Here is a 23,696-nt window from a genome sequence, read left to right on the forward strand (position 1 = left end):
GGTGCTCCAATGCAGCTGTCTCCCGGCGTCTTGCATTTGCGGTGGGAGAAACAGCCGATTGACCAGGAGCCTGCCATGCATATGCAACCCTATCTCTCATCCCCGGGCATTGAAGCGGCCGGCGTCATCGCGCCGCTGAGTTATCTCGCCGCCGATGCCTGCCATCCCGTCAGTTATACCTACACGCCGCCGCCCGGAACGCCGTGGGAAAGCGCCGCCTATGAGGCGTATCAAAGCTTCATCGCCGACGCCCGCCGGCAACAGGGGCTGGCGCTGGACGGCAACGGTTTCCTTCTGGCCGACGCCCCGAGCGCGGTCCGCGACTTCAGCGACGAGGATGAGATCGTTTCCACCTATTACGCCGAAGCGATGGAACTGGCGCTGATGGCCACCGGCGGCACGCATGCCTATGTCTTCGACCATCTGGTACGCCGGCGCGAAGCCGACCGCGCGGCCTTGGGTTTTGGCCGCGCATCGGTGCGAGGTCGGGCTGCCGCCAATGGCCGCATTCATAACGATTACACCGAAGAGTCGGGGCGCCGTCGCCTGGCGCTGGTGCTGCGCGAATCGGACCTGCTGCCTTGCGTGCAGCATTTTTCCATCATCAATATCTGGCGTTCCATCAAGGGGCCGGTGCAGGACACGCCGCTGGCGGTGTGCGATGCGCGCAGCGTGCAGCCCACCGAACTGGTGCGCGGCGAGGTGCGTTATCCGAAGCGGACCGGCGAGATCTACCAGTTGCGCCATGCGGCGCATCATCGCTGGTCTTATTTTCCGCACATGGACCGGCACGAAGCACTGCTGTTCAAGCAATACGATTCGCGCACGCAGGGCGTGGCGCGTTTCACGCCGCATGCCGCCTTCGACTTGCCGCATATCCCGGCCGATGCGCCCCTGCGCGAGAGCATCGAGGTGCGTTGCCTGGTGGTGCACGCATGAGTACGCCGGCCATCGAGTTCTGGTTCGACTTCGGCAGCAACTACAGCTATATCAGCGTCATGCGCATCGGGCCGGAAGCGGCAGCCGCGGGTGCGCGGGTGGTCTGGCGTCCGTTCTTGCTGGGGCCCGTTTTTCGCGCGCTGGGCTGGAGCACCTCGCCGTTCGTACTGCAGAAGGAGAAAGGCGACTACACCTGGAAGGACATGCAGCGCCAATGCCGCAAGTACGGCTTGCCGTGGCAACGTCCCAGCAACTTTCCGCGCTCGGCGGTGCCGCCCACGCGCATCGCGCTGGCCAACGCGGAACAGCCGTGGATCGGTGAATTCTGCCGGCGCGTGATGCAGTTGAATTTCGTCGACGACCGCGACATCGATCATGCCGGAGTCGTGCAAGAAGTATTGCTGGCGATGGGGCTGCCGGCGCAGCAGTTGTGGGAGCAGGCGCAATCGCAAGCGTGGCGCGAGCGGCTGCGGGCTCAAACCGGGATGGCGCGCCAGCGCGGCATCTTCGGTGCGCCGACCTTTTTCGTCGGCGATGAAATGTTCTGGGGCAATGACCGGCTGGACGATGCGCTGGCGTATTGCAGGCCCTAGTCCCCGGCCTGGCTGCAAATCCAGCCGGCAACCAGGCGCACTTCGCGCCGCGGCGCGGCATCGGCCTGGATCAGCCAATAGGCGTGGCCATCCTCGGGTTGCGCGCGTGGCGGCGCCAGCATGATCAGCTGGCCGTTCTCCAGCAGCGGCCGGATCAGTTCCATGCGCCCCAGCGCTACGCCCTGGCCGGCCACGGCTGCCTGGATCACCATGTCGTACTGGTTGAAGCGCAGCATTCCGCGCTTTTTGCCCTTGCTTTTGCCGGCGCCGGCGAGGTCTTGCCATTGCTGCCATGAGAGCCAGGCATTGGGCTGGTCGAATTCCAGCAGCGGGATATCCGGCGGCAATTGCCCGGCGCTGGCGCCGGCCAGCAGCAGCGGATGCGCCACCGGCGCCACCGATTCGCCGAACAGCCGCTGCGCGCCGGGCGGCGCCAGCGCGGCGGTGGTGTAGCGGATCGCCAGGTCGATGCCGTCGTGGCGCAGGTCGGCCAGGCTGTCGCTGGCGGCCACGCGCACGTCGATGCCGGGCAGATGCTGCTGCAGGTGCGCCAGGCGCGGCAGCAGCCACAGGCCGGTGACGCCGATGCTGGCGGTCACCGTCACCGGCTTGGCCGCCTGCGCGCTGCGCAATTCGCCCAGCACATCCTGCAATTGCTGCAGTACCGCGTCGGCGCTGCGAAACAGCCGCTCGCCTTCGGGCGTGAAGGCGATCGAACGATGGCCGCGCACCAGGAGACGGATTCCCATGAATTCCTCCAGCGCATGGATCTGGCGGCTGACGGCCGATTGCGTCAGGCACAGGTCCTGCGCCGCTAGCGTAATGCTCATGCGGCGCCCGGCGGCGACGAAGCCGCGCAGCAGGTCCAGGGAGGGCAGTTTCAGCAGCGGAAGAGACATTCCTTGGCGGCATGCGAAAGAGGAAGGCTCCATTGAACCACAAGGCGCCTTCGGCTGCAGAAGGCAAGCCTGGAAAGGCCGGCGTCAGCCGGCGGGTTTGCCGGCCGGCAGGATGACCGTGACCATCAGCCCGCCTTCGGCGGAGGTATCCAGCGCGACGCTGCCGCCGTGTTCCCGTGCCACCGTCCTGACGATCGCCAGCCCCAGGCCGCTGCCGCTCTGGACCTGGTCGGGATCGCGGAAGAAGCGGTCGAACACGCGCTCGCGCATGGCCGGCGCGATGCCCGGACCGGCGTCCGACACGCTCAGTTGCACGCCTTGCGCGCCCAGGTGCACAGCCACTTCGACCCGCGCGCGCGCCGGGCTGTACTTGATGGCGTTTTCCACCAGGTTGTCCACCAGCGACACCAGCCCTTCGCGTGCGCCATCTACCCATGCCTCGCCGCGCGCATCCAGTTCCAGCTCCACCTCGCGCTCGGTCGCCAGCGGCGACAGCGCCGCCAGCCGCTCCTGCACCAGCGCGGTCAACGCCACCGGACGCAACGGAATGCCGGTGTGCGCCTCGCTGCGCATGAGCAGCAGCAACTGGCGCACCAGTCGCGTGGCGCGGTTGCCGCTGTTGAGGATGCCGGCCAGCAGTTCGCGCTGGTGGGCATCGGCCACGCGCGACTGCATCGCCTCGACGTTGATGCGCATGGCCGCCAGCGGGGTGCGCAGCTCGTGCGCGGCGTCGGCGATGAAGGCGCGTTCGCGCCCGGCGCTCTCGCGCACCCGCGCCAGCAGGTCGTTGATGCAGTCGACCATGTTGCGCAGCTCTTCATGCTTGGGCATCGATTGCAGCGGCGCCAGGTCGTGCGGCCCGCGCTTGGCAACCTCGCGCGCCACCTTGCTCCACGGCCGCAGCGCCATGCGCACCGAGAGCCAGGCCGGCAGCAGCAGGAAGGGCAGGCTGATGAGCAGCGGCAGCAGGTAGTAGCCGCGCGAATTGATGTGGATGAAGAAGGCCCAGGCATCGCCCGGTATCACCAGCATGGCTTCGGCATCCGAGCGCGGCGAGCGGACGGTGCGGCTGCGCCAGGAGCGTTCGCCGACGGCGATACGTTCATTCGTGTCGTAACGCGTGTTGCGTACCTCCAAAGGGGCGCCTGCGGACGCATAGACTACCTGGCCGTGGCTGCGCACGATCAGGCTGCTCGAAATCTTGGAATCGTCGCCGGGGCCGTAGTCTTCGCGCAGGGCCATGTCGATCTGGTGCAGGACTTCATGGCGTGCCTGCGGGCGATCTTGCAGTTCGTCCGTGACGGCCAGGACGGTGTCGAATACCTTGGCGCCGCCCAGCAGCCCCGGACCGCGCAGGCTTTCCCACAGCACGTAGGTGAGGAAGGCGCACCACAGCAGCGTGAGCAGCAGCAACTGCGCCAGCATGATCCGCCGCACCAGGGAGGGCGTCGCCACGCGACGCCACCAGCCGAGCATCATCATGCGTTTTCCTTGCGCTGCGCCACGGTGTCGATCACATAGCCTACGCCGCGCACGGTGCGCACGAAGCCGTCGCCGATCTTGCGGCGCAGGTTGCCCATATGCACGTCCAGCGCGTTGCTGGCATTTTCATTGGCGCCGGGCAGCGCTTCTTCCTCCAGCAGGCGCCGCGTGACCACGCGGTCGGCGCGCACCATCAGCAGCTTGAGCAAGGCGTATTCGCTGGCCGTCAGTTCCACCGCCCGTTCGCCTGCCGTCACGCGCCGCGTCGGCACGTGCAGCGTCAGGCCCCGCACTTCCAGCGTTTCGCCGTCGAAGCCGTAGCTGCGCCGCGCCAGCGCCTTCACGCGCGACAGCAGTTCGGCCAGCACGAAGGGCTTGACCAGGTAATCGTCGGCGCCGCCGTCCAGGCCGCGCAGGCGGTCTTCCAGGGCGTCGCGCGCGCTCAGGATGATGACCGGCATGTTGTGCCGCTCGCGCCGCAGGCGCGCCAGGATGCGCATGCCGTCGCCGTCGGGCAGGCCGAGGTCGAGCAGCGCCAGTTCGCAGGCGCCGGTCTCGAGCTGGCGCAGCGCGTCTTCCTGCTGGCGCACCCACACCACGTCGAAGCCATGGTCGGCCAGCGCGATGCGCACGCCATTGCCCAGATCGAGGTCGTCTTCTATCAGGAGGATTTTCATGCCGCGAGTGTATACGCGGCGCGTGAAGAATGGCTTAAGACGCGTCAGGCCGGCATGCCCGTTGCGTGCAATGACGGGGGGCGGCACTGCGGGCGGCTTCATTTTTCCTTCATTTCCGGTTCATCCGGACTTCATGCGTGGATTCCATACTGCGTTGCCACGGGGCCTGGCCTCGTCTTGCCCTCTTTCCTCCACCAAAGGTGTTTCATGCAAAGTATCGAATCGTACCGGCAGCCGCGTTCGCGGCGCATTCCTGGCGCAATGTCCCGACTCTTGCGGCAGTCTTGTCCGCCGATGGCGCTGCTGGCGGTCGCTGCGCTGGCGGTATTGGCCGCTCCCACCCAGGCCGCCGAAGCGCCCAAAGGCGATGTGTTCACGCTGGGGGCGGGGGTGGCCATCGGCCCGCGTTATTCCGGTTCCGACCAGAACCGCGCCGGCCTCGGACTGGCGGTGGATTATGCGGCGTCCAACGGTTTCTTCATCGGCACCACGCGCGGCATCGGCTACGGCAGCCAGGCCGGCAAGCTCGACTACAGCATTGCCCTGGGTTATCGCGAAGGCCGCAAGGACAGCAGCCAGAGCAGTTTCATGGGACGTACCGGCAGCGATTACCTGCGCGGCATGGGCGAGATCAAGGGTTCGGTGACGACGCTGCTCGGACTGGGCTATACCGTGACCGACTGGTTGCGTCTCGGGCTGCAGGCCGAGGTGCCGCTGTCCCAGCGCGACAACGGCAGCGCCCTGCATTTCAGCGCCAGCAGCCCGTTCTACACCAGCGACTCCGACCGGCTGACGCTGGGCCTGACCAGCAGCTGGGGCAACCGCAAATACGTGCAGACCTACTACGGCGTGACGGCGGCCCAGTCGGCCGCGTCCGGTTTCCGCCAGCACGGCGCCAAGTCGGGAATCTACGCTTATGCGCTGGAATTGGGCTGGAAGCACAAGTTCGACGCCAACTGGAGCCTGATGGCGTCGGTCGGCGCCATGCAGCTTGCCGGCGACGCCGGCAACAGCCCTATCGTCAAGCGCAAGACGGCGCCGATGGGCAGCGTCTTCGTCACCTACAGCTATTGATGCGAACCGGCTACGCCGATTCCTTGGGCCAATCGAGAAAGGACTTTCATGACGAACGAGCATGACGACTTGATCCTGCTCACCGGCGCCACCGGGTTTCTCGGCGGCGCGGTGGCGGTCGAGCTGATGCGGCAACGCCAGGGCGCGCGCCTGCTGTTGATGGTGCGCGGCGCGGATGCGGCCGGCGCCCATGCCCGCGTCACCTCGCAACTGCGCCGCCTGGGCGCGCCGGAAGAAGCGCTGCGGCGCTTGCGTCCTGCGCAGATCCTGCTGGCCAGCCTGGAGCAGGTCGAGTCCATCGCCGGCGATGCGCGGCTGGCGCGGGTAGGCGTGGCGATCCATTGCGCGGCGCATGCCAGCTTCACCGCCCATCCGGCGATGGGGGCACTCAACGTCGACGCCAGCATAATCCTGGCGCGGCTGCTGCAGCGCCATGCGCCGTTGCGCCGCTTCGTCTACATCGGTACCGCCATGGCGTGCGGCAACCGGCAAGCGGCCGGCAGCGACATTCCCGAGAGCGCGGCGCTGCCGCTGGACGAACGTGCGCATTTGGTGACTTATACCCATTCCAAGGCGGTGTGCGAACTGCTGTTGAGGAAGATGGCGCCGGCGTTGCCGCTGGTGGTGCTGCGCCCATCGATCGTCGTCGGCCATACCCGGCTTGGCTGCGCGCCATCGGCCAGCATCTACTGGGTTTTCCGCGCCTGGCGCGCATTGGGCGCGAGCGTGGCGGAGCTGCAGCAGAAGATCGACGTGGTGCCGGTGGACTGGTGCGCGGCGGCCATCGCGGCGGCGGCGCTGCGGCCGGAGTGGAAACACGACTTGCTGCACCTGTCGGCCGGCGCGCAGCGAAGCTGCAGCTTCGCCGATATCGACGCCGAACTGGCGCGGGCTGCCGGCGAGTCGCCCGGCGCCTACGGCATCCTGCCGCCGGAGCGCCTGGGGGAACTGCTGCCGCGCATCCGCGAACGACTGCCCGACTGCAATCCGCGCCTGATGTTGCGGGCGTTGCGGCTCTACGGCGGTTTTGCGCGGCTGGGCTACACCTTCGACAACCGCGCCACGCAGGAAGCCGGCATTCCACCGCCGCCGCCGCTGACGCGCTACATCGGCCTGTGCGCGCAGAGCGTGGCGCACCAGCCGGTGTCGCAGCAGATGGCCTGGGATTTCAAGTGAAGATGGATGCGGCGGCGGCTTACAGCCGCACTTCGGCTACGCCGGGAAAGGTGATGCGCACCACCAGCCCGCTGCCTTGCGCCGGGCTTTCCAGCGCAATATGGGCGTGGTGCATGGCGGCGATTTCGCGCACGATGGAAAGACCCAGGCCGGTGCCGGAGGGGTTGATGTGCTGCGTGGCGCTGGCGCGGTAGAACGGTTCGAAAACGCGTCCGCGCTCGATGTCGGGAATGCCGGGGCCATTGTCTTCCACTTCCAGCAGTGCGCGCGTGGCGCGGCCGGGCTCGCTGGCGGCATGGACGCGCAGCGTGATGCGCCCGCCGTCGGGCGTGTAGCGGATGGCGTTGTCGAGCAGGTTGACGATCAGTTCATGCAGCAGCAGCGCGTTGCCTTCGATGCGGATGTCGCCTTCGCTTTCGAAGGCCAGTTCGATGCGGCGCATCACCGCCTGCTGCGACAGTTCCAGCGCCACCTGGCGTACCGCGTCGGTCAGCGAGACCGGCGCCGTGCCGCCTTCGGCGGCGCCGTGTTCGGCGCGCGCCAGCGTCAGCAAGCGGTTGGCCAGGTGCACGGTGGCGTCGGTGGTGTGCGCCATGCCTTCGACCAGTTCCCGCAATTGGGCCGGGTCGTGTTGCCCGCGCCTGAGTTCGCGCAAGCTCAGTTCGGCCTGGGTCTTCAAGACCGTCAGCGGCGTGCGCAGCTGGTGCGAGGCGTCGGCGATGAAGCGGCGCTGGCCCGAGATCAGGGTTTGCAACCTTTCCATGTAGCCGTTCATGGCCAGCACCAGCGGCCGCATTTCCTTGTGCACCAGCGTCGGATCGAAACCGGAGAGATCGGTGGGCGCGCTGGCCTCGACTTCGCCGCGCAATTGCATCATCGGGCGCAGCACGAAGCGTACTGCGATCCATACCAGGAGCGCGGCCACGGTCACCAGCGTGCCCTGGCGCCACAACGTGTCGAACAGGATCTTGCGCGTCATGCCATGGCGCGCATCCATGGTTTCCCCGACCTGGATGAGCACGATGCCGCGCATGCTGTCGTCATATACCGGCTGCAGCAGCGCGGCGATGCGGATCGGCTGGTCGTGGTAGTCGGCCTGGTAAAAGCGCACCAGCGCCGGATAGGCTTCCGACCGCTTGACATCGGGCGGCACCGGCGGCAGGTCGTCGTAGCCCGACACCAGTTCGCCGTTCAGGCCGGTGACCTTGTAATAGATGCGGCCCAGGGTATCGGTTTCGAAACTGTCGAGCGCTACATAAGGAACGTCGGCGATGACCTGGCCGTCGACGATGGAAACGCGCTCGGCCAGCGCCCGGGTGGATGCCAGCAGCGAGCGGTCGTAGGCCAGGTCGGCCACTTCCAGGGCGTTGTAGTAGACCGAGACGGCGTCCAGCGCCACCAGCAGCGTCAGCGGAATCAGCAGCCAGCGCAGCAATTGGCCGCGCAGGCTGCCCAGTTTCGCTTGTGCGGCCATCACACTGCCTGCAGCAGGTAGCCCAGGCCGCGCAAGGTGGTGATGGAGACGCGCCCGGGGCCGGCATGTTCCAGTTTCTTGCGCAGGCGATGGATGTAGATTTCGATGGCGTCGACGCTGGCGCTGTCGTCCAGCGAAAACACCTGCTGGAACAACTTCTCCTTGGGCACCGTATGCCCGTGGCGCGACAGCAGCGCTTCCAGCACCGCATGCTCGCGCGGGGTCAGCGCCAGCAATTCGCCGCCGTAGCTGAAGGTGCGCGAAACGGTATCGAAGCACAGCGCGCCGCAGCTGACGGTGACCGCCTCATTGTTCTGGGTGCGGCGCAGCAGCGCCTTCACCCGCGCTTCCAGTTCTTCCAGTTCGAACGGTTTGGCCAGATAATCGTCGGCGCCCAGGTTCAGGCCGTTGACGCGGTCGGCCAGCCCGCCGCGCGCGGTCAGGATCAATACCGGCGAGCGGCTGCCGCGGGCGCGCATGCGCTTTAGCACCTCCAGTCCATCCATCCTGGGCAGCGTGAGGTCGAGGATCACCAGCGCGTATTCCTGCGTCAGCAGCAGGCTGTCGGCGTCGGCGCCGTTGCGCGCGCATTCCACGTTGAGGTGGGCATCCTGCAGGGCTTTGGAAATCCAGCGGGAAAGTTCGACGTGATCTTCTACCAGCAAGATGCGCATGATATTGCCTTATTAGAATATTGTTGATGCGGAGCCGGGCTGTTATAGACACGCGTCCGGCTTGCCCCCAGCGCGGATGCTAACAGATGCATGCGCAGGGTTGAAATGCATGGATGGCAACTGCGCAAATCGCACACAGGATTTCTTGCATGGGGGCTTTCCATTGAAAGCCGACTGAAAGACTTTTCTTGTAGGATTAGCCAAACCCAAAAAGAATCAAGCCGGAGACAAGACCATGACGTATTTCCCCGATTCCCGATATTGCGCAGAGGCCTGAGCGGTGCACCCGCAAGACCAGGCATGAAAGCACGCAGCCTGCGCATCCTGTTGATGGCATGCCTGTTGGCGTGCGCCGCGCCGCGGGCGTTGGCGCTGGAATGCATCGTGCCGGCCAAGCCCGGCGGCGGCATGGATGTCGCCTGCAAGATGCTGCGCAAGATCTTCCCGGCGGGCGCCGGGAGCGAACAGGTCAAGCTGAGCTACTTGCCTGGCGGCATCGGCGCGGTGGCGTGGAGTTCGGTCGTGTCGAAGCGGCGCGGCGGGCCCGATGTGCTGGTGACCTTTTCCGGCGGTTCGCTGCTGAACCTGGCGCAGGGGAAGTACGGCAAGGCCTCGGTGGATGACGTGCGCTGGGTGGCTGGCGTGGGCATCGATTACGGCATGATCGCGGTACGCAGCGACGCTCCCTGGCGCAGCCTGCGCGAACTGATGCAGGCCATCCGCAAGGATCCGGCCAGGACGACGGTCGGATTGTCCGGCACGGTGGGCAGCCAGGACTGGCTGAAGATGGCGCTCATTGCCAGCCGCGCCGGCATCGAGCCCCGGCAGTTCCGCTTTGTCGCCCTGGAGGGCGGCGGCGATTCCTTCGCCGCGCTGCAGGCCGGTCATGTGCAGGTGATTTCGGGCGACGCCTCGGAGGTGGCGCACTTCGCCGCCGAAGGCCGGGTGAGGATCCTGGCGGTGCTGTCCGAGCAGCGCCTGCCGGGCGCGCTGCAGGGAGTGCCCACCGCGCGCGAACAAGGGTACGACGTGGTCTGGCCCATCATCCGCGGCTTCTACATGAGCCCGCATGTGCCGGAGGCGGATTACCGCCGTTGGGTAGAGATTTTCGACAAGGCGATGGCCGATCCCGCCTTCGACCTGCAACGCAGCGCCAGCGGTCTTTATCCCTTTGCCATGACCGGCAAGCCGCTGACCGATTACATTGCGCAGACCGTTGCGCAGTACCGCAAGCAGTCCCAGGAGCTAGGGCTGGTTCGTTGACCAGGCGCTTTTCGGCGCCGCACAACCAGCCTCATTTCAATATCAAGGAGAACCCATGTTGCACAAACGTCGCCTGAGCGTCGCGCTCAGCCTTGCCCTCGCTTTGCCTGTCGCTTTGACGAACGCCGCATTTGCGCAAGTGCCGGCCGGCTATCCCGCCGACTACGCCAAGATCATCGAAGGCGCGAAGAAGGAAGGCAAGGTGGTGGTCTACAGTACCACCGATTCCAAGGCCGCCGAATCGCTGATCAAGGATTTCAGTGCGCTCTATCCCGGCGTGAAGGTCGAATACAACGACATGAATTCGACCGAGGTGTACAACCGCTTCATCTCGGAAGCGGCCGCCGGCGGCGCCACTGCCGACGTGATGTGGTCGTCCTCGATGGACCTGCAGGTCAAGCTGGCCTCCGAAGGCTACGGCCTCGCCTACAAGTCGCCCGAGGCCGCCGCCCTCCCGGGTTGGGCCAACTGGAAGGAAACCGCCTACGGCACCACCTTCGAACCGGCCGCCATCGTCTACAACAAGCGCCTGGTGCAGGAAGACGAAGTCCCGACCACCCACGCCGAATTCACCAAGCTGCTGACCTCCAAGCAGGACAAGTTCAAGAACAAGGTCACCACCTATGACATCGAGAAGTCCGGCGTGGGTTTCAGCCTGATGATCTATGACCTGAAGCTGAACCCGCAATTCTGGGATTTCGCCCGTGCCATGGGCGGCGTCGCGGCGCGCGTGCAGTCGTCCACCGGCACCATGCTGGAACGCCTCTCTTCGGGCGAAAACCTGATCGGCTACAACGTGCTCGGTCCTTATGCGCTGATGCGCGCCAAGAGGGATCCGTCGATCGGCGTCGCTTTCACCAAGGATTACAACCTGGTGCTCTCGCGCGTGATCTTCATCAACAAGTCGGCCAAGAACGCCAATGCGGCCAAGCTGTGGCTGGACTACATCCTGTCCAAGCGCGGCCAGACCATCATCGCCAATGATGCGCAATTGTTCGCCATCCGCGGCGACGTCACCGGCGCGACCACCTCGGCGGAATTGAGCAAGCAACTTGGTGCGGCCCTGAAGCCGATGCCGGTGTCGACCGAATTGCTGGAATACCTGGACCAGACCAAGCGCCTGGCATTCCTCAAGCAATGGAAAGAAGCCACCAAACGATAAGGCGGCCCGCCAGCCGCAACGGGTGTGTGCCGTTGCGGCGATTTTCAACCGAGGGATCTGCATGGAGCGCGGCTGTCCGCGACTCCATCGCCGCTTCGCCTGTCGCATGGCAAACCGGCACGAGCGGATTCCGGTTTTTCGAGCTGAATCATGCAAACAACTACATCGCTGCCTCAGGGGGAATACGCGCCGGTCAAGCGGCGCCTGCGCCTGAACTGGCCGCGCGGCCTGGTCGTCACGCTGGCCGCACTGGCCATCTTCACGCCGCTTCTCCTCATCGTGTACCAGAGTTTCCTGTCGGCGCCGTTCTTCGCGCCGGTCAAGCAACTGACCCTGGATTCCTATCGTTTCATTTTCGATGACCCGGACTTCCGCCAGGCCTTCGTCAACGGCTTCACGCTGGCCACCGGCCTGACCCTGATCGCGGTGCCGATGGGCGGCATGCTGGCCTTCCTGATGGTGCGCACCGATCTGCCCGGCCGCAACTGGATCGCGCCGGCATTGCTGGTGCCCATCTTCGTTTCGCCCATGGTGATCGGCTTCGGCTATGTGGTGTCGATGGGGCCGGTGGGCTTCTATACGGTGTGGGCCAAGGAGCTGCTGTCGTTCTTCGGTTTCGATGGCGAGCCGTGGAACATCTATTCCTTCACCAGCATCGTCATCATTGCCGGCCTGACCCACGTGCCGCACGTTTACCTGTACGCCTCCTCGGCCCTCAAAAGCCTGGGCTCGGATGTCGAGGAAGCCGCCCGCGTGGCCGGCGCCTCGCCGCTGCAGGTCGCGCTCAACGTGTCGCTGCCGATGATCATGCCGGCGCTGGCCTTTGCCGGCGTGCTGGTGTTCTTCCTCGGTTTCGAAGTGTTCGGCCTGGTGCTGGTGCTGGGCGATCCGGAAGGCCACCTGGTATTGCCCACCTACCTGTACAAGCTGACCAACAAGCTGGGCACGCCTTCCTACCACCTGATGGCGGCGGTGGCGGTGTGCCTGGTGGCGGTCACCATGCCGCTGGTCATGCTGCAGCGCTGGCTGCTGCGTTCGGCCAACAAGTATGTCGCGATCAAGGGCAAGGGATCGCGCCAGAAACCGCTGCCGCTGGGCAAGTGGCGCTGGGTGGCGTTCGCGCTGATCGCGGCATGGCTGCTGTTTACGGTGGTGATCCCGCTGTCCGGCATCGCATTGCGCACGTTCGTCTCGCACTGGGGCCTCGGCGTGCATCTGTTCGATGTGCTGACCTTGCAGAACCTGCGCGATGTCTGGGACCAGCCTTCGCTGGTGCGCGGCATCATCAATACGGTCGCCATCGGCGTGATCGGCGGCGCGTTTGCGGTGGTCTGCTACACCGCCATCGCCCTGGCGATGCACCGCAAGCCGGATGGCATTACCCGTTTCCTCGACTACAGCGTGCTGGTACCCCGCGCGGTGCCGGGCCTGCTGGCCGGCCTGTCCTTCCTGTGGGTGTTCCTGTTCGTGCCGTCGCTGCTGGAGTCGCTGTTCAAGGGGAGCGACAATTTCTTCGCGCTGTGGATGGTGGACAGTTTCATCCCTGCCATGCGTTCGCTGCGCTCGACCATCTTCTCGGTCTGGCTGGCGTACACGGTGGTGTGGCTGGCCTATGGCCTGCGCCTGATCAATGCCGCACTGCTGCAGGTCGGGCCCGAACTGGAAGAGGCGGCGCGCGCAGTCGGCGCGCCGCGTGCGAGGGTCACGCGCGACGTCACCATCCCGCTGGTGCGCTATGGCCTGATCGGCGCCTGGCTGATGGTGTTCCTCATCTTCGAACGCGAATACTCCACCGGCGTCTACCTGCTCTCGCCGGGCACCGAGGTGATCGGTTCCCTGATCGTGTCGATGTGGGCCGCCGGCGCCGTCGACCTGGTGGCGGCGCTGTCCTTCATCAACATCACGCTGGTGGCCGTGGGCCTCGGCATTGCGCTGCGCTTCGGCGTCAAGCTGCACGATTAATCCGAACAGAAAGAGAAACCATCATGTCCGAACTTTCCGTCAACGACCTGCACCTGGACTACGGTACTGGCGTCCACGCCAACCCCATCCTCAAGGGCGTCTCGATGCAACTGCAGCGCGGCGAAGTGGTGGCGCTGCTGGGCCCCTCCGGCAGCGGCAAGACCACGCTGCTGCGCGCGGTGGCCGGGCTGGAGTCGCCCAAGGCCGGCACCATCGACATCGGCACGCGCCGCGTGTTCGAGGGCTCGCGCAACTTCGAGATGCCGGCCGAAGAGCGCAACCTGGGCCTGGTGTTCCAGTCCTACGCGCTGTGGCCGCACAAGACGGTGTCGGAGAACGTCGCCTACGGCCTGAAGCTGCGCAAGGTATCGACCGCCGACATCGGGGAACGCGTCAAGGCGGTGCTGGCGCAACTGGGGCTGGGCCATCTCGGCGAGCGCTATCCGCACCAGCTTTCCGGCGGCCAGCAGCAGCGCGTGGCGATCGCCCGTGCGCTGGTCTACAACCCGCAGGTGATCCTGCTCGACGAACCGCTCTCCAACCTTGACGCCAAGCTGCGCGAGGAAGCGCGCGCCTTCCTGCGCGAGCTGATCGTGCGCCTGGGCCTGTCCGCGCTGATGGTCACCCACGACCAGGGCGAGGCGATGGCGATCTCGGACCGGATCCTGCTGCTCAACAACGGCCGCATCGAGCAACAGGGCACGCCGCAAAGCATGTACCAGACCCCCGACACCCTGTTTACCGCCGAATTCATGGGCAGCAACAACAAGCTGGCCGCACAGGTGATCAGCCGCGAAGGCGAGCGCGTCACGCTCAAGCTCGACGGCGGCACCGCGACGGCGACCCTGCGCGGCAACCCCGATGCCGCGCCCGGCAAGGAGGTCACCGGCATCATCCGCGTCGAGCAGGTGCGCATCTCCGACCAACCCGCCGACAACGCCATCCGCCTGCCGCTGTCCACCTGCATGTACCTGGGCGATCGCTGGGAATGCCTGTTCAAGGCCGGCGACCTTGCGGGTACCGGCAACGGCACGGTGGTCTTGCGCGCCTACTCCCCGCAGCGGCTGGAGCCGGGCGAGTACTGGCTGTGCCTGCCTGAGCAGGCGCTATGGGCTTTCTGATTCATCCGCTGCCAAGGGGATGACGGGGGCGCGCGGCCACAAGCCGCTGCGTCCGCCACAGCAGCATGCAACGCCGGCGACACCAGCAGTGCAGAAACAAGCAAATCAAAACGAGCAAATCAAAACGAGCAGATAACAACAAGCCGCAGCCGTCCCACGGCATGCGATATGCGGCAAAGAGCATCACAACCGCTTTCAACAAAGGAGATCACAGTGCAGAAAAAACATCTGGCGGCCGCTGCAGCGGCTACCGCATTTGCCGCCGCCGGCGGCGCCGTCCAGGCCCAGAGCAGCGTCACCGTCTATGGCTTGCTCGACACCGGCCTGGAGTTCGTCAACAACGCCGGCGCCAATGGCGGCAGCGTCACCCGCCTGTCGTCGGGCAACATGAACACCTCGCGCATCGGCTTTCGCGGCAGCGAAGACCTGGGCGGCGGCCTGAAAGCCATCTTCCAGCTGGAAAACGGCTTCAAGCTGGACACCGGCAACTTCGATGGCGATGCCAACCAGCTGTTCAACCGCCAGTCCACCGTCGGCCTGGAAGGCGGCTTCGGCCGCGTGGTGGCGGGCCGTTCGTATACCACCACCTATGACTTCATCCTGCCGTTCGACCCGATGGGCTATTCGGCCAATTATTCGTGGGTCACCTCGGCCGGCGCCACCGGCGGCCGCAAGGATGGCATGCTCTCCAGCGCTTCCAACCTGATCAAGTACCAGGGACAATTCGGCGGCGTGAAGATCGGCGCGACCTACGCCTTCGGCGAAGTGGCCGGCAGCCAGAGCGAGGGCGCCAAATACGCCCTCGGCCTGGGATATGGCAACGGCCCCTTCTCCCTGGCGGCGACCTACGATCGCAACAACAGCACGGCTGCGGCCACCGGCGGCGCCTATGACAAGGCCACCTCCGCCCACCTGGCCGGCGGCTACCAGGCGTCCGATGCGTGGAAGCTGAACCTGGGCTACCGCTACTACAAGAAGACGTTGGCCTCGGGCGCGACCGACCTGCGCAGCGATATGTTCTGGGGCGGCGGCAGCTACAAGATCACCCCGGCGATGACCCTGATCGGCACGGTCTACTACCAGAACATCAAGAACGTGGCCAACGATGCAGATCCCATCATGTATTCGTTGCGCCTGAAGTACGCGATGTCCAAGCACACCGACCTGTACGCCAGCACCGCGTATGCCAAGGCCAAGAACAACCAGCTGGTCGGCCTGTCGCGCGACGAGTCCGGTTTCGGCAACAGCCAGTTCGGCCTGACGCTGGGCATGCAGCACCGCTTCTGATGAAGGAAACGCATGGCGCAAGCGCGCCATGCGTGAGCAGTCTTATGAGTAGTCTTGAGCCGTCGGACTTGATGCCGGCGCAAAAGGAACCCACCGGTTCTTTTTGCGCCGGTTTTTTTATTTGCCGAGCAGCAGGTAGTAAGTGGGATTGTCTGCGCAGGCGCCGGCGCCGCATTCGAGCACCGTCGAGGCCAGGTTGCCCGTTACCAGCAGCAGGAACAGCAGGCAGGCCAGTTTGCCGCCGGCCGATTTCCATGCCGGGAAGCGCGCCGGCACTTCCCAGCTCTTGAGCATCAGCAGCGCGGCGATGCCGGCCAGCGCCGCCAATGAAGCCAGTGCGGCCAGCGTGTAGAAATGCAGCCCCATGACAGTCGAACCGTAGCCGGCGTCGCCCGGCGCGATGTGCAGCAATACCTGGCGCAGCGCGATGACGCCGGTGGCCAGCGCGCCGGCCAGCGCGACGCCGTAGTGTGCGCTCCTGACGCCGAAGCGCACGTTCATCATCAGGCCGATGCCGGTCAGGATCAGGCCGGCGCGCTGCAGCAGGCACAAGGGGCAAGGGAGTTCGTTGCGGGCCAGCTGGTAATAAAAGGCGATGCCCAGCGCGGCGCAAACGGCCAGCAGCCCCAGCACGTTCAGTATGTTGCCGCCGGAAGTGGCGCGGTCGCGCGAGGACGACAGGATGGATCGGTTCATGGCGGCCGGCCTCAGAAGGAAAGGTTGAGCGCGCTGGTGGCGTGGAAGCCGAACCAGTACAGCGTCACGCACAACGCGCATAGCCACAGCGCGAAACTGAACGTCCTCCAGCCGATCACGATGCCGATCGCGGCCAGCAATGCCAGCAGGAAGGGAAGGTACATGAACATGGGAATGCCTTTGTTTTGATTGTTGTCTATGGGGCGGTTCGTTTGTGCGGGATGATAGCGTAAAGATGGCTGTTGGCAGGTGATAAGCTGCAGTCTTTTCGGAAGACGGGTGCAGTTTTTGCGCGGGCAGCAGGCGTCTTCTTGTCATACCGATAATCAAACCGGCAGGCCCGTCCGATGGCCGCCAACCGAGGAGAGGCACATGCAGCAAGCAGGCGGCACGCCAGGCAAAGGCGAAATCAAGCGTATTGCCGTGGTCGGCACCGGCGTGATCGGCGCCAGCTGGGTCGCGTATTTCCTGGCCCGGGGCCTGGATGTGTCGGCCACCGACCCCATGCCCGAAGCCGGGCAGAAATTGCGCGAGGCCGTCGCGCGCCACTGGCCCAGCCTGGAAACGCTGGGCCTGGCGCCAGGCGCATCGCTGTCCCGCCTGCGCTTTTTCGAGAAGCTGGAAGATGCGCTGCAAGGCGCCGATTTCGTCCAGGAAAACGGCCCCGAGCGCGAAGACCTGAAGACCGACCTGTTCCGGCGCATGGATGCCGCTTTGCCGGCGCAAGTGATCCTGGCGTCGAGTTCGTCGGGCCTGCTGATGAGCAAGGTGCAGGCAGCCTGCCGCCATCCCGAACGCGTGGTGCTGGGCCATCCCTTCAACCCGCCGCACCTGATCCCGCTGGTGGAAGTCATCGGCGGCCAGCTGACTTCGCCGGAGGCAGTGCAAGGCGCCATCGATTTCTACGCCGCCATCGGCAAGAAGCCGATCCATGTGCGTAAGGAGGTCAAGGGCCATATCGCCAACCGGCTGCAGGCGGCATTGTGGCGCGAAGCCTTCCACCTGGTGGAGCAGGGCGTGGCCAGCACCGAGGATATCGATACCGCGATTGCCTACGGGCCGGGATTGCGCTGGGCGCTGATGGGGCCGTACCTGAACTTGCACATGTCCGGCGGCGAGGGCGGCATCAAGCATATGCTCGACCACCTGGGACCGCCGATCGAGAGCTGGTGGGCCGACCTGGGAACGCCGGCGATCACCGACGCGCTGAAGGAAACCCTGCGCGCGGGCGTGGAACAGCAGATGCAGGGGATGACCTCGGCCGAGGTGGCGGCGGAGCGCGACCGGCTGCTGGTGAAGTTGCTGGCGTCCAAGGCGGAGTCGAAGATATTGCCTTGATGGTTGTGATTCCATGAATCCGATCCCGGCGCAGGCCGGGATCGGGCAGTTCATTTCCCCTTGCGCCTGCTTGGCGCCATCTCGCGCATCAAGGCGATAAAGCGCTGCGCCCCCAGACCCAGCGGCTTGTCCTTGTTCCACACCACGTCCACCCACAGCCGCAACTGGTTGCTGATGTTGTCGAAGTCGATGGCGGCCAGCGCGCCCGAATCGATTTGCGGCTGCACCAGGCTGTGCGGCAGATAGGCCCAGCCCAGCCCTTCGCGCACCAGCGACAGCGTGGCCAGGTGGTTGTCGGTGCGCCAGATCTGGCGCGCCAGGAAAAAGCGCGGATCGGAGACGCTGGCATCGCGGCTGGCCACGGCGATCTGGCGGATGTCGTACAGGTCTTCGTAGCGCAGCTTGCGTTTCTTCGTCTTCAATGCCGGATGCTGTGGCGAGATCACCGCCACCAGCATTTCGCTGCTGAATTCCTGGAACGCCTCGCGGTCGTTGCCGGCGTGGCGCTCGAACACCAGCGCCAGCTGCGCGCAGTCTTCGTACAGCATGCGCATGGCATCGGCTTGCGGCGAAGACAGGACCTCCACTTCCAGCGACGGAAATTCCTCGGCCAGCACCGCCAGCGGCCTGGCCCAGGGCACCGACAACAGTTCGGGGGCGACCGCCAGCGTCAGCTTGCGTTCCAGGCCCTGGTGCATGGCCAGCGCATGGGCGTCGAGCTGGCGCAGGGTGCTGGCCAGCAGGCGCGCGTCCGGCTCCAGCGCGCGCGCCATGTCGGTGGGGCGGGCGTCGCGCGCGGTGCGGTCGAACAGCACCAGGTCCAGTTCGGCCTCCAGCTGGCTGATGGCCATGCTGACCGCGGAGGGCACGCGTCCCAGCATGCGCGCCGCGGCTGAAAAGGAACCGCCGTCGAGCACCGCCAGGAAGACTTTCACATTGTCGCTGGAGAAGGTCATGTTGTCTTTTTGGTTATCAATAAAACTGAAAGAAGCTGACTTCTTCTATCAATAATTAAACCATAAAATGCTTCCCGTACCCAAGGCCGTCCCCTCTGTCGTGGCTGGCGGCCCGCAATCCAATCAGGAGAGTTTCCATGCAAGGTTTCAAACGCAAATTCGTCTACGCTTGTATGTTCGAGCTGCTGGCGATCTGTTTCACCACCTTCGGCCTGGCGGTGATCGCTGGCCATGACGGCGCCCATTCGACGGCGGCGGCGGTGGCCTCGTCGACGGTCGCCTTTATCTGGAACTTCATCTTCAACGGCTTGTTCGAGCGCTGGGAAGCGCGCCAGGCCAAGCGCGGCCGCGGCGTTGGCCGCCGCATCGCGCATGCCCTCGGATTCGAGGGCGGGCTGGTGCTGATGCTGGTGCCGCTGTTCGCCTGGTGGCTGGATATCGGCCTGTGGGATGCCTTCGTGCTGGATCTCGGCCTGATCGTGTTCTTCATGGTCTATACCTACCTGTTCAACCTCGTGTTCGACAAGGTGTTCGGCCTGCCCAGCTCGGCCATGCCGGCGCCCCAGACCTGAACCGGGGGAGCCCCTGCCGGCGACAGGGGAAAGTCTTCCGCATTTGCCTCTAGAATTGGGCGGACGCCAGCGCGTCCATCGCCACCCAACCGGCAGCCTCCGGACCCGGCCATCTCCACGGCCGGGACATTCAACATTACGGAGCAATGCCATGCCTTATTCCCTGCCAGTCCTTCCCTATGCCTACGTCAACAAGCTCAATGCCGCCGTGGCCGGCGTCGAATGGGAGCGGCTGACGGTGGAGGAACAGGTCGGTGCGTAACCAGGGCGCACATGCATCTCCGCAACGGCGATGCTGGCTGCAACATTGGCCGCATTAAGGCTCATGCCGGCACGCGGTTAGTTTTTTATGCCATGATTCCAGCCAAATGAGATTGGTGGAGACCGGCTTCGATATTGAATGAATCCGGTTTGACGCCGTCATCGTTGCCATTCCCATTCCCACTGCCCAGCCTACCTGCCAGGAGCCGCCATGTACGTACCCTCCCACTTCGATGAACCGCGCACCGAAGTCTTGCACCAGATGATCGCCAGCCACCCGTTCGGGGTGCTGGTCTCGCATGGCGCCGGCGGGCTGGATGCCAACCATCTGCCGTTCCATCTCGATCCGGCGCAGGGCGCGCTGGGTACCTTGCATGCCCACGTGGCGCGCGCCAATCCGTTGTGGCGCGCATTGGCCGATGGCGACGAGGTGATGGTGATCTTTTCAGCCGGCGACGCCTATATCTCGCCCAACTGGTATCCCAGCAAGCATGAGGCACATCAGCAGGTGCCGACCTGGAACTATATGGTGGCGCATGCCCACGGCCGTATCGTCATCCGCGACGACGAGCGCTACGTGCGCGGCGTGGTGGGACGGCTCACGCGCACCCACGAGGCGGCGCAGCCGGCGCCGTGGAAGATGTCGGACGCGCCAGCCGATTACATCGACACGATGCTCAAGGCCATTGTCGGCATCGAAATCGAAATCACCCGCCTGGCCGGCAAGCGCAAGCTCGGCCAGAACAAGGACGTGCGCGATATCCGCGGCGCCGGCGAGGCGCTCAGCGCCAATGGCAGCCACGCCGTGGGCGATGCGATGCTGGACGAGGCAGCGGCCAGGGAAAAATAAATCCGTCGATGCAACGTTCGCCATGCAACGTGGCGAACGCCGCCGGCCTGCCGCCTCTTGCCGTGCGCTTTCGGCGCTGATGGGCGGAGGCGATGCTGCGATGTTGATTCCATTTCCGCACAAACTGATGACGATTAATCGTTTGCCAACACCCCCCGGCAAACACAATAATTTTTCCTCAATGGAAACGGCAGCCACATTCCCGAGGAGACAGCATGGCGCAGCGTTATCAGCTTTTCATCAACAACGAATGGGTCGATCCGCTGTCGGGCCAGTGGTTCGATTCGCTCGACCCGTTCAGCGGCGAAGCCTGGGCGCAGATCCCGCGCGCCAACAAGGATGACGTCGAACGCGCCGTGGCGGCGGCGACGGCCGCCATGCAGGGGCCGTGGGGCAAGATGTCGGCCACCGACCGCGGCCTCTTGCTGCACAAGCTGGGCCAACTGATCGAGCAGCATGCCGAGACGCTGACGCTGGCCGAGAGCCGCGACAACGGCAAGTTGAAGAGCGAGGTGGGCGGCCAGGTCAGGTACATGGCCAAGTACTTCTACTACTACGGCGGCCTGGCCGACAAGGTACAGGGCGCGGTGATCCCGATGGACAAGCCCAAGGTGTTCAACTACACCAGGTACGAGCCGGTCGGCGTAGTGGCCACCATCACGCCTTGGAACTCGTCGCTGTTGCTGACCGCATGGAAGGTGGCGCCGGCGCTGGCCGCGGGCAACACGGTGGTGGCCAAGCCGTCGGAACATACTTCGGTGTCGCTGTTCGAGCTGGCCAGGTTGTTCGTCGAAGCCGGTTTCCCGCCGGGCGTGTTCAACGTGCTGACCGGCTTCGGCCATGAAGTGGGCGAGCCGCTGGTGACGCATCCCCAGGTGCCGCGCATCGCCTTCACCGGCGGCGACGAGGGCGGGCGCAAGGTCAACGTGCTGGGTGCGCAGCACTTCAAGCGCGTCTCGCTGGAGCTGGGCGGCAAGTCGCCGCACATCATCTTCGACGACGCCGACCTGGCGCGTGCGGCCAACGGCGTGATCACCGGCATCTTCTCGGCCGGCGGCCAAACCTGCATGGCCGGCTCGCGCCTGCTGCTGCAGGAGAGCATCCACGATGAATTCGTCGAGCGCCTGGTGGCCATTGCCAGCAAGGCCAAGCTCGGCGACCCCACCCGTTCCGACGTGCAGGTCGGCCCGGTGGCTACGCGACCGCAGTTCGAGAAAATCATGGATTACATCGACATCGCCAAGAATGAAGGCGCGCGCTGCGTGTTCGGCGGCAACGCGCGCACCGGCGAAGGATTCGGCTGCGGCCAGTTCGTCGAGCCGACCATCTTCGTGGATGTGGACAACGGCATGCGCATCGCGCAGGAAGAAGTGTTCGGACCGGTGCTGTCGGTCATCCGCTTCAAGGACGAGGAAGACGCCATCCGCATCGCCAACGACATCCGTTTCGGCCTGGCGGCCGGCGTATGGACCAGGAGCCTGCATCGCGCCATGCTCATGTCCGATAAGATCAAGGCCGGCACGGTGTGGATCAACAACTACCGTTCCACCAGTTTCACGACGCCCTTCGGCGGCTACAAGGACAGCGGCATGGGGCGCGAAGGAGGCATGGAGGCCATCAAGGAGTACCTGGAGACCAAGAGCGTATGGATCTCCACCGACCTCGACATGCCGGACCCTTTCATCCGCAAGTATTGACCGCGCGGCCAATGCCGCGCCTACCGACAAGATCACGCCGGCCACGCGCCAGGCGTACGGATATTGAGGAGACAAGATGAATGCGCAGACGGATAGCTTGCCTGCCTGTGATGTGCTGGTCATCGGCTGCGGCATCTCGGGTTTGTCGGCCGCGGTGTCGGCCCGCGCCGCCGGCGCCCGCGTGCTGGTGCTGGAACGCGCGGTAAAGGAAAAATTCGGCGGCAACACGCGCTGGACCGAATCCTATTTCCGCATGAAGAACGAGCACGAGGTCAGCGATGACTTCGAAGAGCGCCTGATCGCCAACGCCGGCTACAACCTCGACCCGCACATCATCGGCGAGGTCGGCGCCGACTACGGGAACTGGCCCTCCTACGTCAGGGCGCACGGCATGACCGACCCCGAGCTGGTGTCGACGCTGGCGCAGCAGGCCGGGCCCACGGTGCAGTGGCTCAAGACCTTCGGCATCCGCTTCAGCAACATGCCGACCTATTTCCTGACCGCAGCGGCGCCGCGCATGATGCCGGACGGCGGTGGCCTGGCCATGATCGAGGCGCTGCGCGCGCACGCCGAGAAGATTGATGTTCCCATCAGCTACCAGACCACCGCCAACGCCATGCGGCGCGAAGCCGACGGTTTCGCCGTCGACGTGGTGCGCGATGGCGGCCGCCAGCAGACCATCCTTGCGCGCAACGTGGTGATCGCCTCCGGCGGCTTCGAGGGCAATGCCGAGATGCTCACCCGCTACCTGGGCAGCAGCGCCAAATACCTGCGGCCGGTGGCGCCGGGCGGTTACTTCAATCGCGGCGAAGGCATTCGCATGGCGCTGGAAAACGGCGCTGCGCCGGCCGGCGACTTCGGCTCCTATCATGCCGAACCGCTCGATCCGCGTTCGGCCGCGGCCGAGGCGCTGGTGATGAATTTCCCCTACGGCATCCTGGTCAACAAGCGCGGCAAGCGCTTCACCGACGAGGCGCCCGGCCCGGTAGACATCCACTACGACCATATTGCGCGCGACATCGGCGACCAGCCCGAGGGCATCGCCTACGTGCTGTTCGATCGCAAGATGGATGACGTGCCGAACTGGAAGAAGAGCATCCGCACCGACCAGCCGCCGCTGCAGGCCGGTACGCTGGAAGAGCTGGCGGCGCTGTGCGGCATCGACGCCGCGCCGCTGCTGCGCACCGTCAATGAATACAACGCCGCCTGCGGCAAAGCGGGCGGGAAATTCTCTGCGCTGGAGGTGGATGGCCTGGCCGCCGAAGGCCTGGACATCCGCAAGTCGAACTGGGCGCGCGCCATCGACCAGGGACCGTTCTTCGCCTACCCGATCGTGCCGGGCATCTGCTTCACCTATGGCGGTGTCAAGACCGATACCTCGGCCCAGGTGCTGGACCAGGATGGACGTCCCATCCCCGGCCTGTACGCCGCCGGCGAAGCGGCCGGCCTGTACCACCAGGTGTACACCGGCGCCACGTCGGTGATGCGCGGCGCGGTGTTCGGGCGCATTGCCGGCGAGCACGCCGCCGCGCGCCAGCGCTGA

Annotated in this window: 22 protein-coding genes; 14 read left to right on the top strand and 8 right to left on the bottom strand. The window is 65.2% G+C overall.

Going from position 1 to position 23,696, the window contains the following annotated elements; all coding sequences use genetic code 11:
* Positions 1 to 75: 75 nt before the first annotated feature.
* Positions 76 to 939 carry a CmcJ/NvfI family oxidoreductase gene (locus tag FB597_RS05800; protein ID WP_183405692.1) on the top strand — a complete coding sequence of 288 codons (864 nt, stop codon included), beginning with the start codon at positions 76 to 78 and terminating at the stop codon, positions 937 to 939.
* A complete protein-coding gene (locus FB597_RS05805; RefSeq protein WP_141914037.1) occupies positions 936 to 1,532 on the top strand; it encodes a 2-hydroxychromene-2-carboxylate isomerase in 597 nt (198 codons plus the stop codon). Before FB597_RS05800 ends, FB597_RS05805 begins: the two co-directional genes overlap by 4 nt.
* Here the strand turns inward: FB597_RS05805 and FB597_RS05810 are convergent.
* The 3 genes from FB597_RS05810 to FB597_RS05820 form a co-directional block, all read right to left on the bottom strand.
* Positions 1,529 to 2,431, bottom strand: a complete 903-nt coding sequence (locus tag FB597_RS05810; protein ID WP_141914036.1) for a LysR substrate-binding domain-containing protein — start codon at positions 2,429 to 2,431, stop codon at positions 1,529 to 1,531. The two genes, FB597_RS05805 and FB597_RS05810, sit on opposite strands and share 4 nt — an antisense overlap.
* An 84-nt stretch (positions 2,432 to 2,515) precedes the next feature.
* A complete protein-coding gene (locus FB597_RS05815) occupies positions 2,516 to 3,913 on the bottom strand; it encodes a HAMP domain-containing sensor histidine kinase (RefSeq protein WP_255463847.1) in 1,398 nt (465 codons plus the stop codon).
* The gene (locus FB597_RS05820; RefSeq protein ID WP_141914035.1) at positions 3,910 to 4,590 is read right to left on the bottom strand and encodes a response regulator; all 681 of its coding nucleotides are present in this window, start codon (positions 4,588 to 4,590) and stop codon (positions 3,910 to 3,912) included. Before FB597_RS05820 ends, FB597_RS05815 begins: the two co-directional genes overlap by 4 nt.
* 261 nt (positions 4,591 to 4,851) lie before the next feature.
* On the opposite strand from FB597_RS05820, the gene FB597_RS05825 reads away from it, so the two are divergent.
* Both FB597_RS05825 and FB597_RS05830 read left to right on the top strand, forming a co-directional pair.
* A complete protein-coding gene (locus tag FB597_RS05825; protein WP_222428638.1) occupies positions 4,852 to 5,664 on the top strand; it encodes a MipA/OmpV family protein in 813 nt (270 codons plus the stop codon).
* A gap of 48 nt (positions 5,665 to 5,712) precedes the next feature.
* Positions 5,713 to 6,840, top strand: a complete 1,128-nt coding sequence (locus FB597_RS05830) for an SDR family oxidoreductase (protein ID WP_141914033.1) — start codon at positions 5,713 to 5,715, stop codon at positions 6,838 to 6,840.
* A 19-nt stretch (positions 6,841 to 6,859) separates the two neighbouring features.
* On the opposite strand, the gene FB597_RS05835 is transcribed toward FB597_RS05830, so the two are convergent.
* Together FB597_RS05835 and FB597_RS05840 are read right to left on the bottom strand one after the other, a co-directional pair.
* Positions 6,860 to 8,314 carry a sensor histidine kinase gene (locus tag FB597_RS05835; protein WP_183405693.1) on the bottom strand — a complete coding sequence of 485 codons (1,455 nt, stop codon included), beginning with the start codon at positions 8,312 to 8,314 and terminating at the stop codon, positions 6,860 to 6,862.
* A complete protein-coding gene (locus FB597_RS05840; RefSeq protein ID WP_141914031.1) occupies positions 8,314 to 8,988 on the bottom strand; it encodes a response regulator in 675 nt (224 codons plus the stop codon). Before FB597_RS05840 ends, FB597_RS05835 begins: the two co-directional genes overlap by 1 nt.
* 300 nt (positions 8,989 to 9,288) lie before the next feature.
* Here FB597_RS05840 and FB597_RS05845 point away from each other — a divergent pair, with 300 nt between their 5' ends.
* From FB597_RS05845 to FB597_RS05865, 5 genes are all read left to right on the top strand, one after another.
* Positions 9,289 to 10,251: a tripartite tricarboxylate transporter substrate binding protein gene (locus tag FB597_RS05845; protein ID WP_141914030.1), complete on the top strand. Its 963-nt coding sequence runs from the start codon at positions 9,289 to 9,291 to the stop codon at positions 10,249 to 10,251.
* A gap of 55 nt (positions 10,252 to 10,306) precedes the next feature.
* Positions 10,307 to 11,413: an ABC transporter substrate-binding protein gene (locus tag FB597_RS05850; RefSeq protein WP_141914029.1), complete on the top strand. Its 1,107-nt coding sequence runs from the start codon at positions 10,307 to 10,309 to the stop codon at positions 11,411 to 11,413.
* Between the two features lie 150 nt (positions 11,414 to 11,563).
* Complete coding sequence (locus FB597_RS05855) at positions 11,564 to 13,375, top strand: iron ABC transporter permease (RefSeq protein ID WP_141914028.1); 1,812 nt, start codon at positions 11,564 to 11,566, stop codon at positions 13,373 to 13,375.
* A 23-nt stretch (positions 13,376 to 13,398) separates the two neighbouring features.
* Positions 13,399 to 14,496 carry an ABC transporter ATP-binding protein gene (locus FB597_RS05860; RefSeq protein ID WP_144768601.1) on the top strand — a complete coding sequence of 366 codons (1,098 nt, stop codon included), beginning with the start codon at positions 13,399 to 13,401 and terminating at the stop codon, positions 14,494 to 14,496.
* Positions 14,497 to 14,709: 213 nt separating this feature from the next.
* Positions 14,710 to 15,783 carry a porin gene (locus FB597_RS05865; protein WP_144768603.1) on the top strand — a complete coding sequence of 358 codons (1,074 nt, stop codon included), beginning with the start codon at positions 14,710 to 14,712 and terminating at the stop codon, positions 15,781 to 15,783.
* A gap of 117 nt (positions 15,784 to 15,900) precedes the next feature.
* On the opposite strand, the gene FB597_RS05870 is transcribed toward FB597_RS05865, so the two are convergent.
* Positions 15,901 to 16,479 carry a disulfide bond formation protein B gene (locus FB597_RS05870; RefSeq protein ID WP_144768605.1) on the bottom strand — a complete coding sequence of 193 codons (579 nt, stop codon included), beginning with the start codon at positions 16,477 to 16,479 and terminating at the stop codon, positions 15,901 to 15,903.
* Positions 16,480 to 16,490: 11 nt separating this feature from the next.
* The gene (locus tag FB597_RS20200; RefSeq protein WP_183405695.1) at positions 16,491 to 16,649 is read right to left on the bottom strand and encodes a DUF5993 family protein; all 159 of its coding nucleotides are present in this window, start codon (positions 16,647 to 16,649) and stop codon (positions 16,491 to 16,493) included.
* A gap of 202 nt (positions 16,650 to 16,851) precedes the next feature.
* Here FB597_RS20200 and FB597_RS05875 point away from each other — a divergent pair, with 202 nt between their 5' ends.
* Positions 16,852 to 17,817 carry a 3-hydroxyacyl-CoA dehydrogenase NAD-binding domain-containing protein gene (locus FB597_RS05875; protein WP_144768607.1) on the top strand — a complete coding sequence of 322 codons (966 nt, stop codon included), beginning with the start codon at positions 16,852 to 16,854 and terminating at the stop codon, positions 17,815 to 17,817.
* Positions 17,818 to 17,867: 50 nt separating this feature from the next.
* Here the strand turns inward: FB597_RS05875 and FB597_RS05880 are convergent, their stop codons facing one another.
* Positions 17,868 to 18,773, bottom strand: a complete 906-nt coding sequence (locus FB597_RS05880) for a LysR family transcriptional regulator (RefSeq protein WP_141914023.1) — start codon at positions 18,771 to 18,773, stop codon at positions 17,868 to 17,870.
* Between the two features lie 137 nt (positions 18,774 to 18,910).
* Here FB597_RS05880 and FB597_RS05885 point away from each other — a divergent pair, with 137 nt between their 5' ends.
* The 4 genes from FB597_RS05885 to tcuA all read left to right on the top strand — a co-directional run bounded on the left by FB597_RS05885 (position 18,911) and on the right by tcuA (position 23,696).
* Positions 18,911 to 19,345, top strand: coding sequence for a PACE efflux transporter (locus FB597_RS05885; RefSeq protein WP_141914022.1), 435 nt, complete (start codon positions 18,911 to 18,913; stop codon positions 19,343 to 19,345).
* A gap of 472 nt (positions 19,346 to 19,817) precedes the next feature.
* Positions 19,818 to 20,456 (top strand): FMN-binding negative transcriptional regulator, encoded by a 639-nt coding sequence (locus FB597_RS05895; protein ID WP_141914021.1) that lies wholly within the window; start codon positions 19,818 to 19,820, stop codon positions 20,454 to 20,456.
* A gap of 215 nt (positions 20,457 to 20,671) precedes the next feature.
* Positions 20,672 to 22,153, top strand: a complete 1,482-nt coding sequence (locus tag FB597_RS05900) for an aldehyde dehydrogenase (protein WP_144768609.1) — start codon at positions 20,672 to 20,674, stop codon at positions 22,151 to 22,153.
* Positions 22,154 to 22,229: 76 nt separating this feature from the next.
* Positions 22,230 to 23,696: an FAD-dependent tricarballylate dehydrogenase TcuA gene (tcuA, locus tag FB597_RS05905; RefSeq protein WP_141914019.1), complete on the top strand. Its 1,467-nt coding sequence runs from the start codon at positions 22,230 to 22,232 to the stop codon at positions 23,694 to 23,696.

This window comes from Herbaspirillum sp. SJZ099 (assembly GCF_007828355.1).
GTDB lineage: Bacteria > Pseudomonadota > Gammaproteobacteria > Burkholderiales > Burkholderiaceae_D > Herbaspirillum.

Bases quoted from the DNA above. Each gene is read 5' to 3' on its own strand.
- FB597_RS05850 (WP_141914029.1), top strand. From the start codon at position 10,307: ATGTTGCACAAACGTCGCCTGAGCGTCGCGCTCAGCCTTGCCCTCGCT.
- FB597_RS05845 (WP_141914030.1), top strand. From the start codon at position 9,289: ATGAAAGCACGCAGCCTGCGCATCCTGTTGATGGCATGCCTGTTGGCG.
- FB597_RS20200 (WP_183405695.1), bottom strand. From the start codon at position 16,649: ATGTTCATGTACCTTCCCTTCCTGCTGGCATTGCTGGCCGCGATCGGC.
- FB597_RS05870 (WP_144768605.1), bottom strand. From the start codon at position 16,479: ATGAACCGATCCATCCTGTCGTCCTCGCGCGACCGCGCCACTTCCGGC.
- FB597_RS05885 (WP_141914022.1), top strand. From the start codon at position 18,911: ATGCAAGGTTTCAAACGCAAATTCGTCTACGCTTGTATGTTCGAGCTG.
- FB597_RS05820 (WP_141914035.1), bottom strand. From the start codon at position 4,590: ATGAAAATCCTCCTGATAGAAGACGACCTCGATCTGGGCAATGGCGTG.
- FB597_RS05805 (WP_141914037.1), top strand. From the start codon at position 936: ATGAGTACGCCGGCCATCGAGTTCTGGTTCGACTTCGGCAGCAACTAC.
- FB597_RS05835 (WP_183405693.1), bottom strand. From the start codon at position 8,314: ATGGCCGCACAAGCGAAACTGGGCAGCCTGCGCGGCCAATTGCTGCGC.
- FB597_RS05875 (WP_144768607.1), top strand. From the start codon at position 16,852: ATGCAGCAAGCAGGCGGCACGCCAGGCAAAGGCGAAATCAAGCGTATT.
- FB597_RS05900 (WP_144768609.1), top strand. From the start codon at position 20,672: ATGGCGCAGCGTTATCAGCTTTTCATCAACAACGAATGGGTCGATCCG.
- FB597_RS05830 (WP_141914033.1), top strand. From the start codon at position 5,713: ATGACGAACGAGCATGACGACTTGATCCTGCTCACCGGCGCCACCGGG.
- FB597_RS05800 (WP_183405692.1), top strand. From the start codon at position 76: ATGCATATGCAACCCTATCTCTCATCCCCGGGCATTGAAGCGGCCGGC.
- FB597_RS05840 (WP_141914031.1), bottom strand. From the start codon at position 8,988: ATGCGCATCTTGCTGGTAGAAGATCACGTCGAACTTTCCCGCTGGATT.
- FB597_RS05810 (WP_141914036.1), bottom strand. From the start codon at position 2,431: ATGTCTCTTCCGCTGCTGAAACTGCCCTCCCTGGACCTGCTGCGCGGC.
- FB597_RS05880 (WP_141914023.1), bottom strand. From the start codon at position 18,773: ATGACCTTCTCCAGCGACAATGTGAAAGTCTTCCTGGCGGTGCTCGAC.
- FB597_RS05895 (WP_141914021.1), top strand. From the start codon at position 19,818: ATGTACGTACCCTCCCACTTCGATGAACCGCGCACCGAAGTCTTGCAC.
- FB597_RS05825 (WP_222428638.1), top strand. From the start codon at position 4,852: ATGTCCCGACTCTTGCGGCAGTCTTGTCCGCCGATGGCGCTGCTGGCG.
- FB597_RS05860 (WP_144768601.1), top strand. From the start codon at position 13,399: ATGTCCGAACTTTCCGTCAACGACCTGCACCTGGACTACGGTACTGGC.
- FB597_RS05855 (WP_141914028.1), top strand. From the start codon at position 11,564: ATGCAAACAACTACATCGCTGCCTCAGGGGGAATACGCGCCGGTCAAG.
- tcuA (WP_141914019.1), top strand. From the start codon at position 22,230: ATGAATGCGCAGACGGATAGCTTGCCTGCCTGTGATGTGCTGGTCATC.
- FB597_RS05815 (WP_255463847.1), bottom strand. From the start codon at position 3,913: ATGATGATGCTCGGCTGGTGGCGTCGCGTGGCGACGCCCTCCCTGGTG.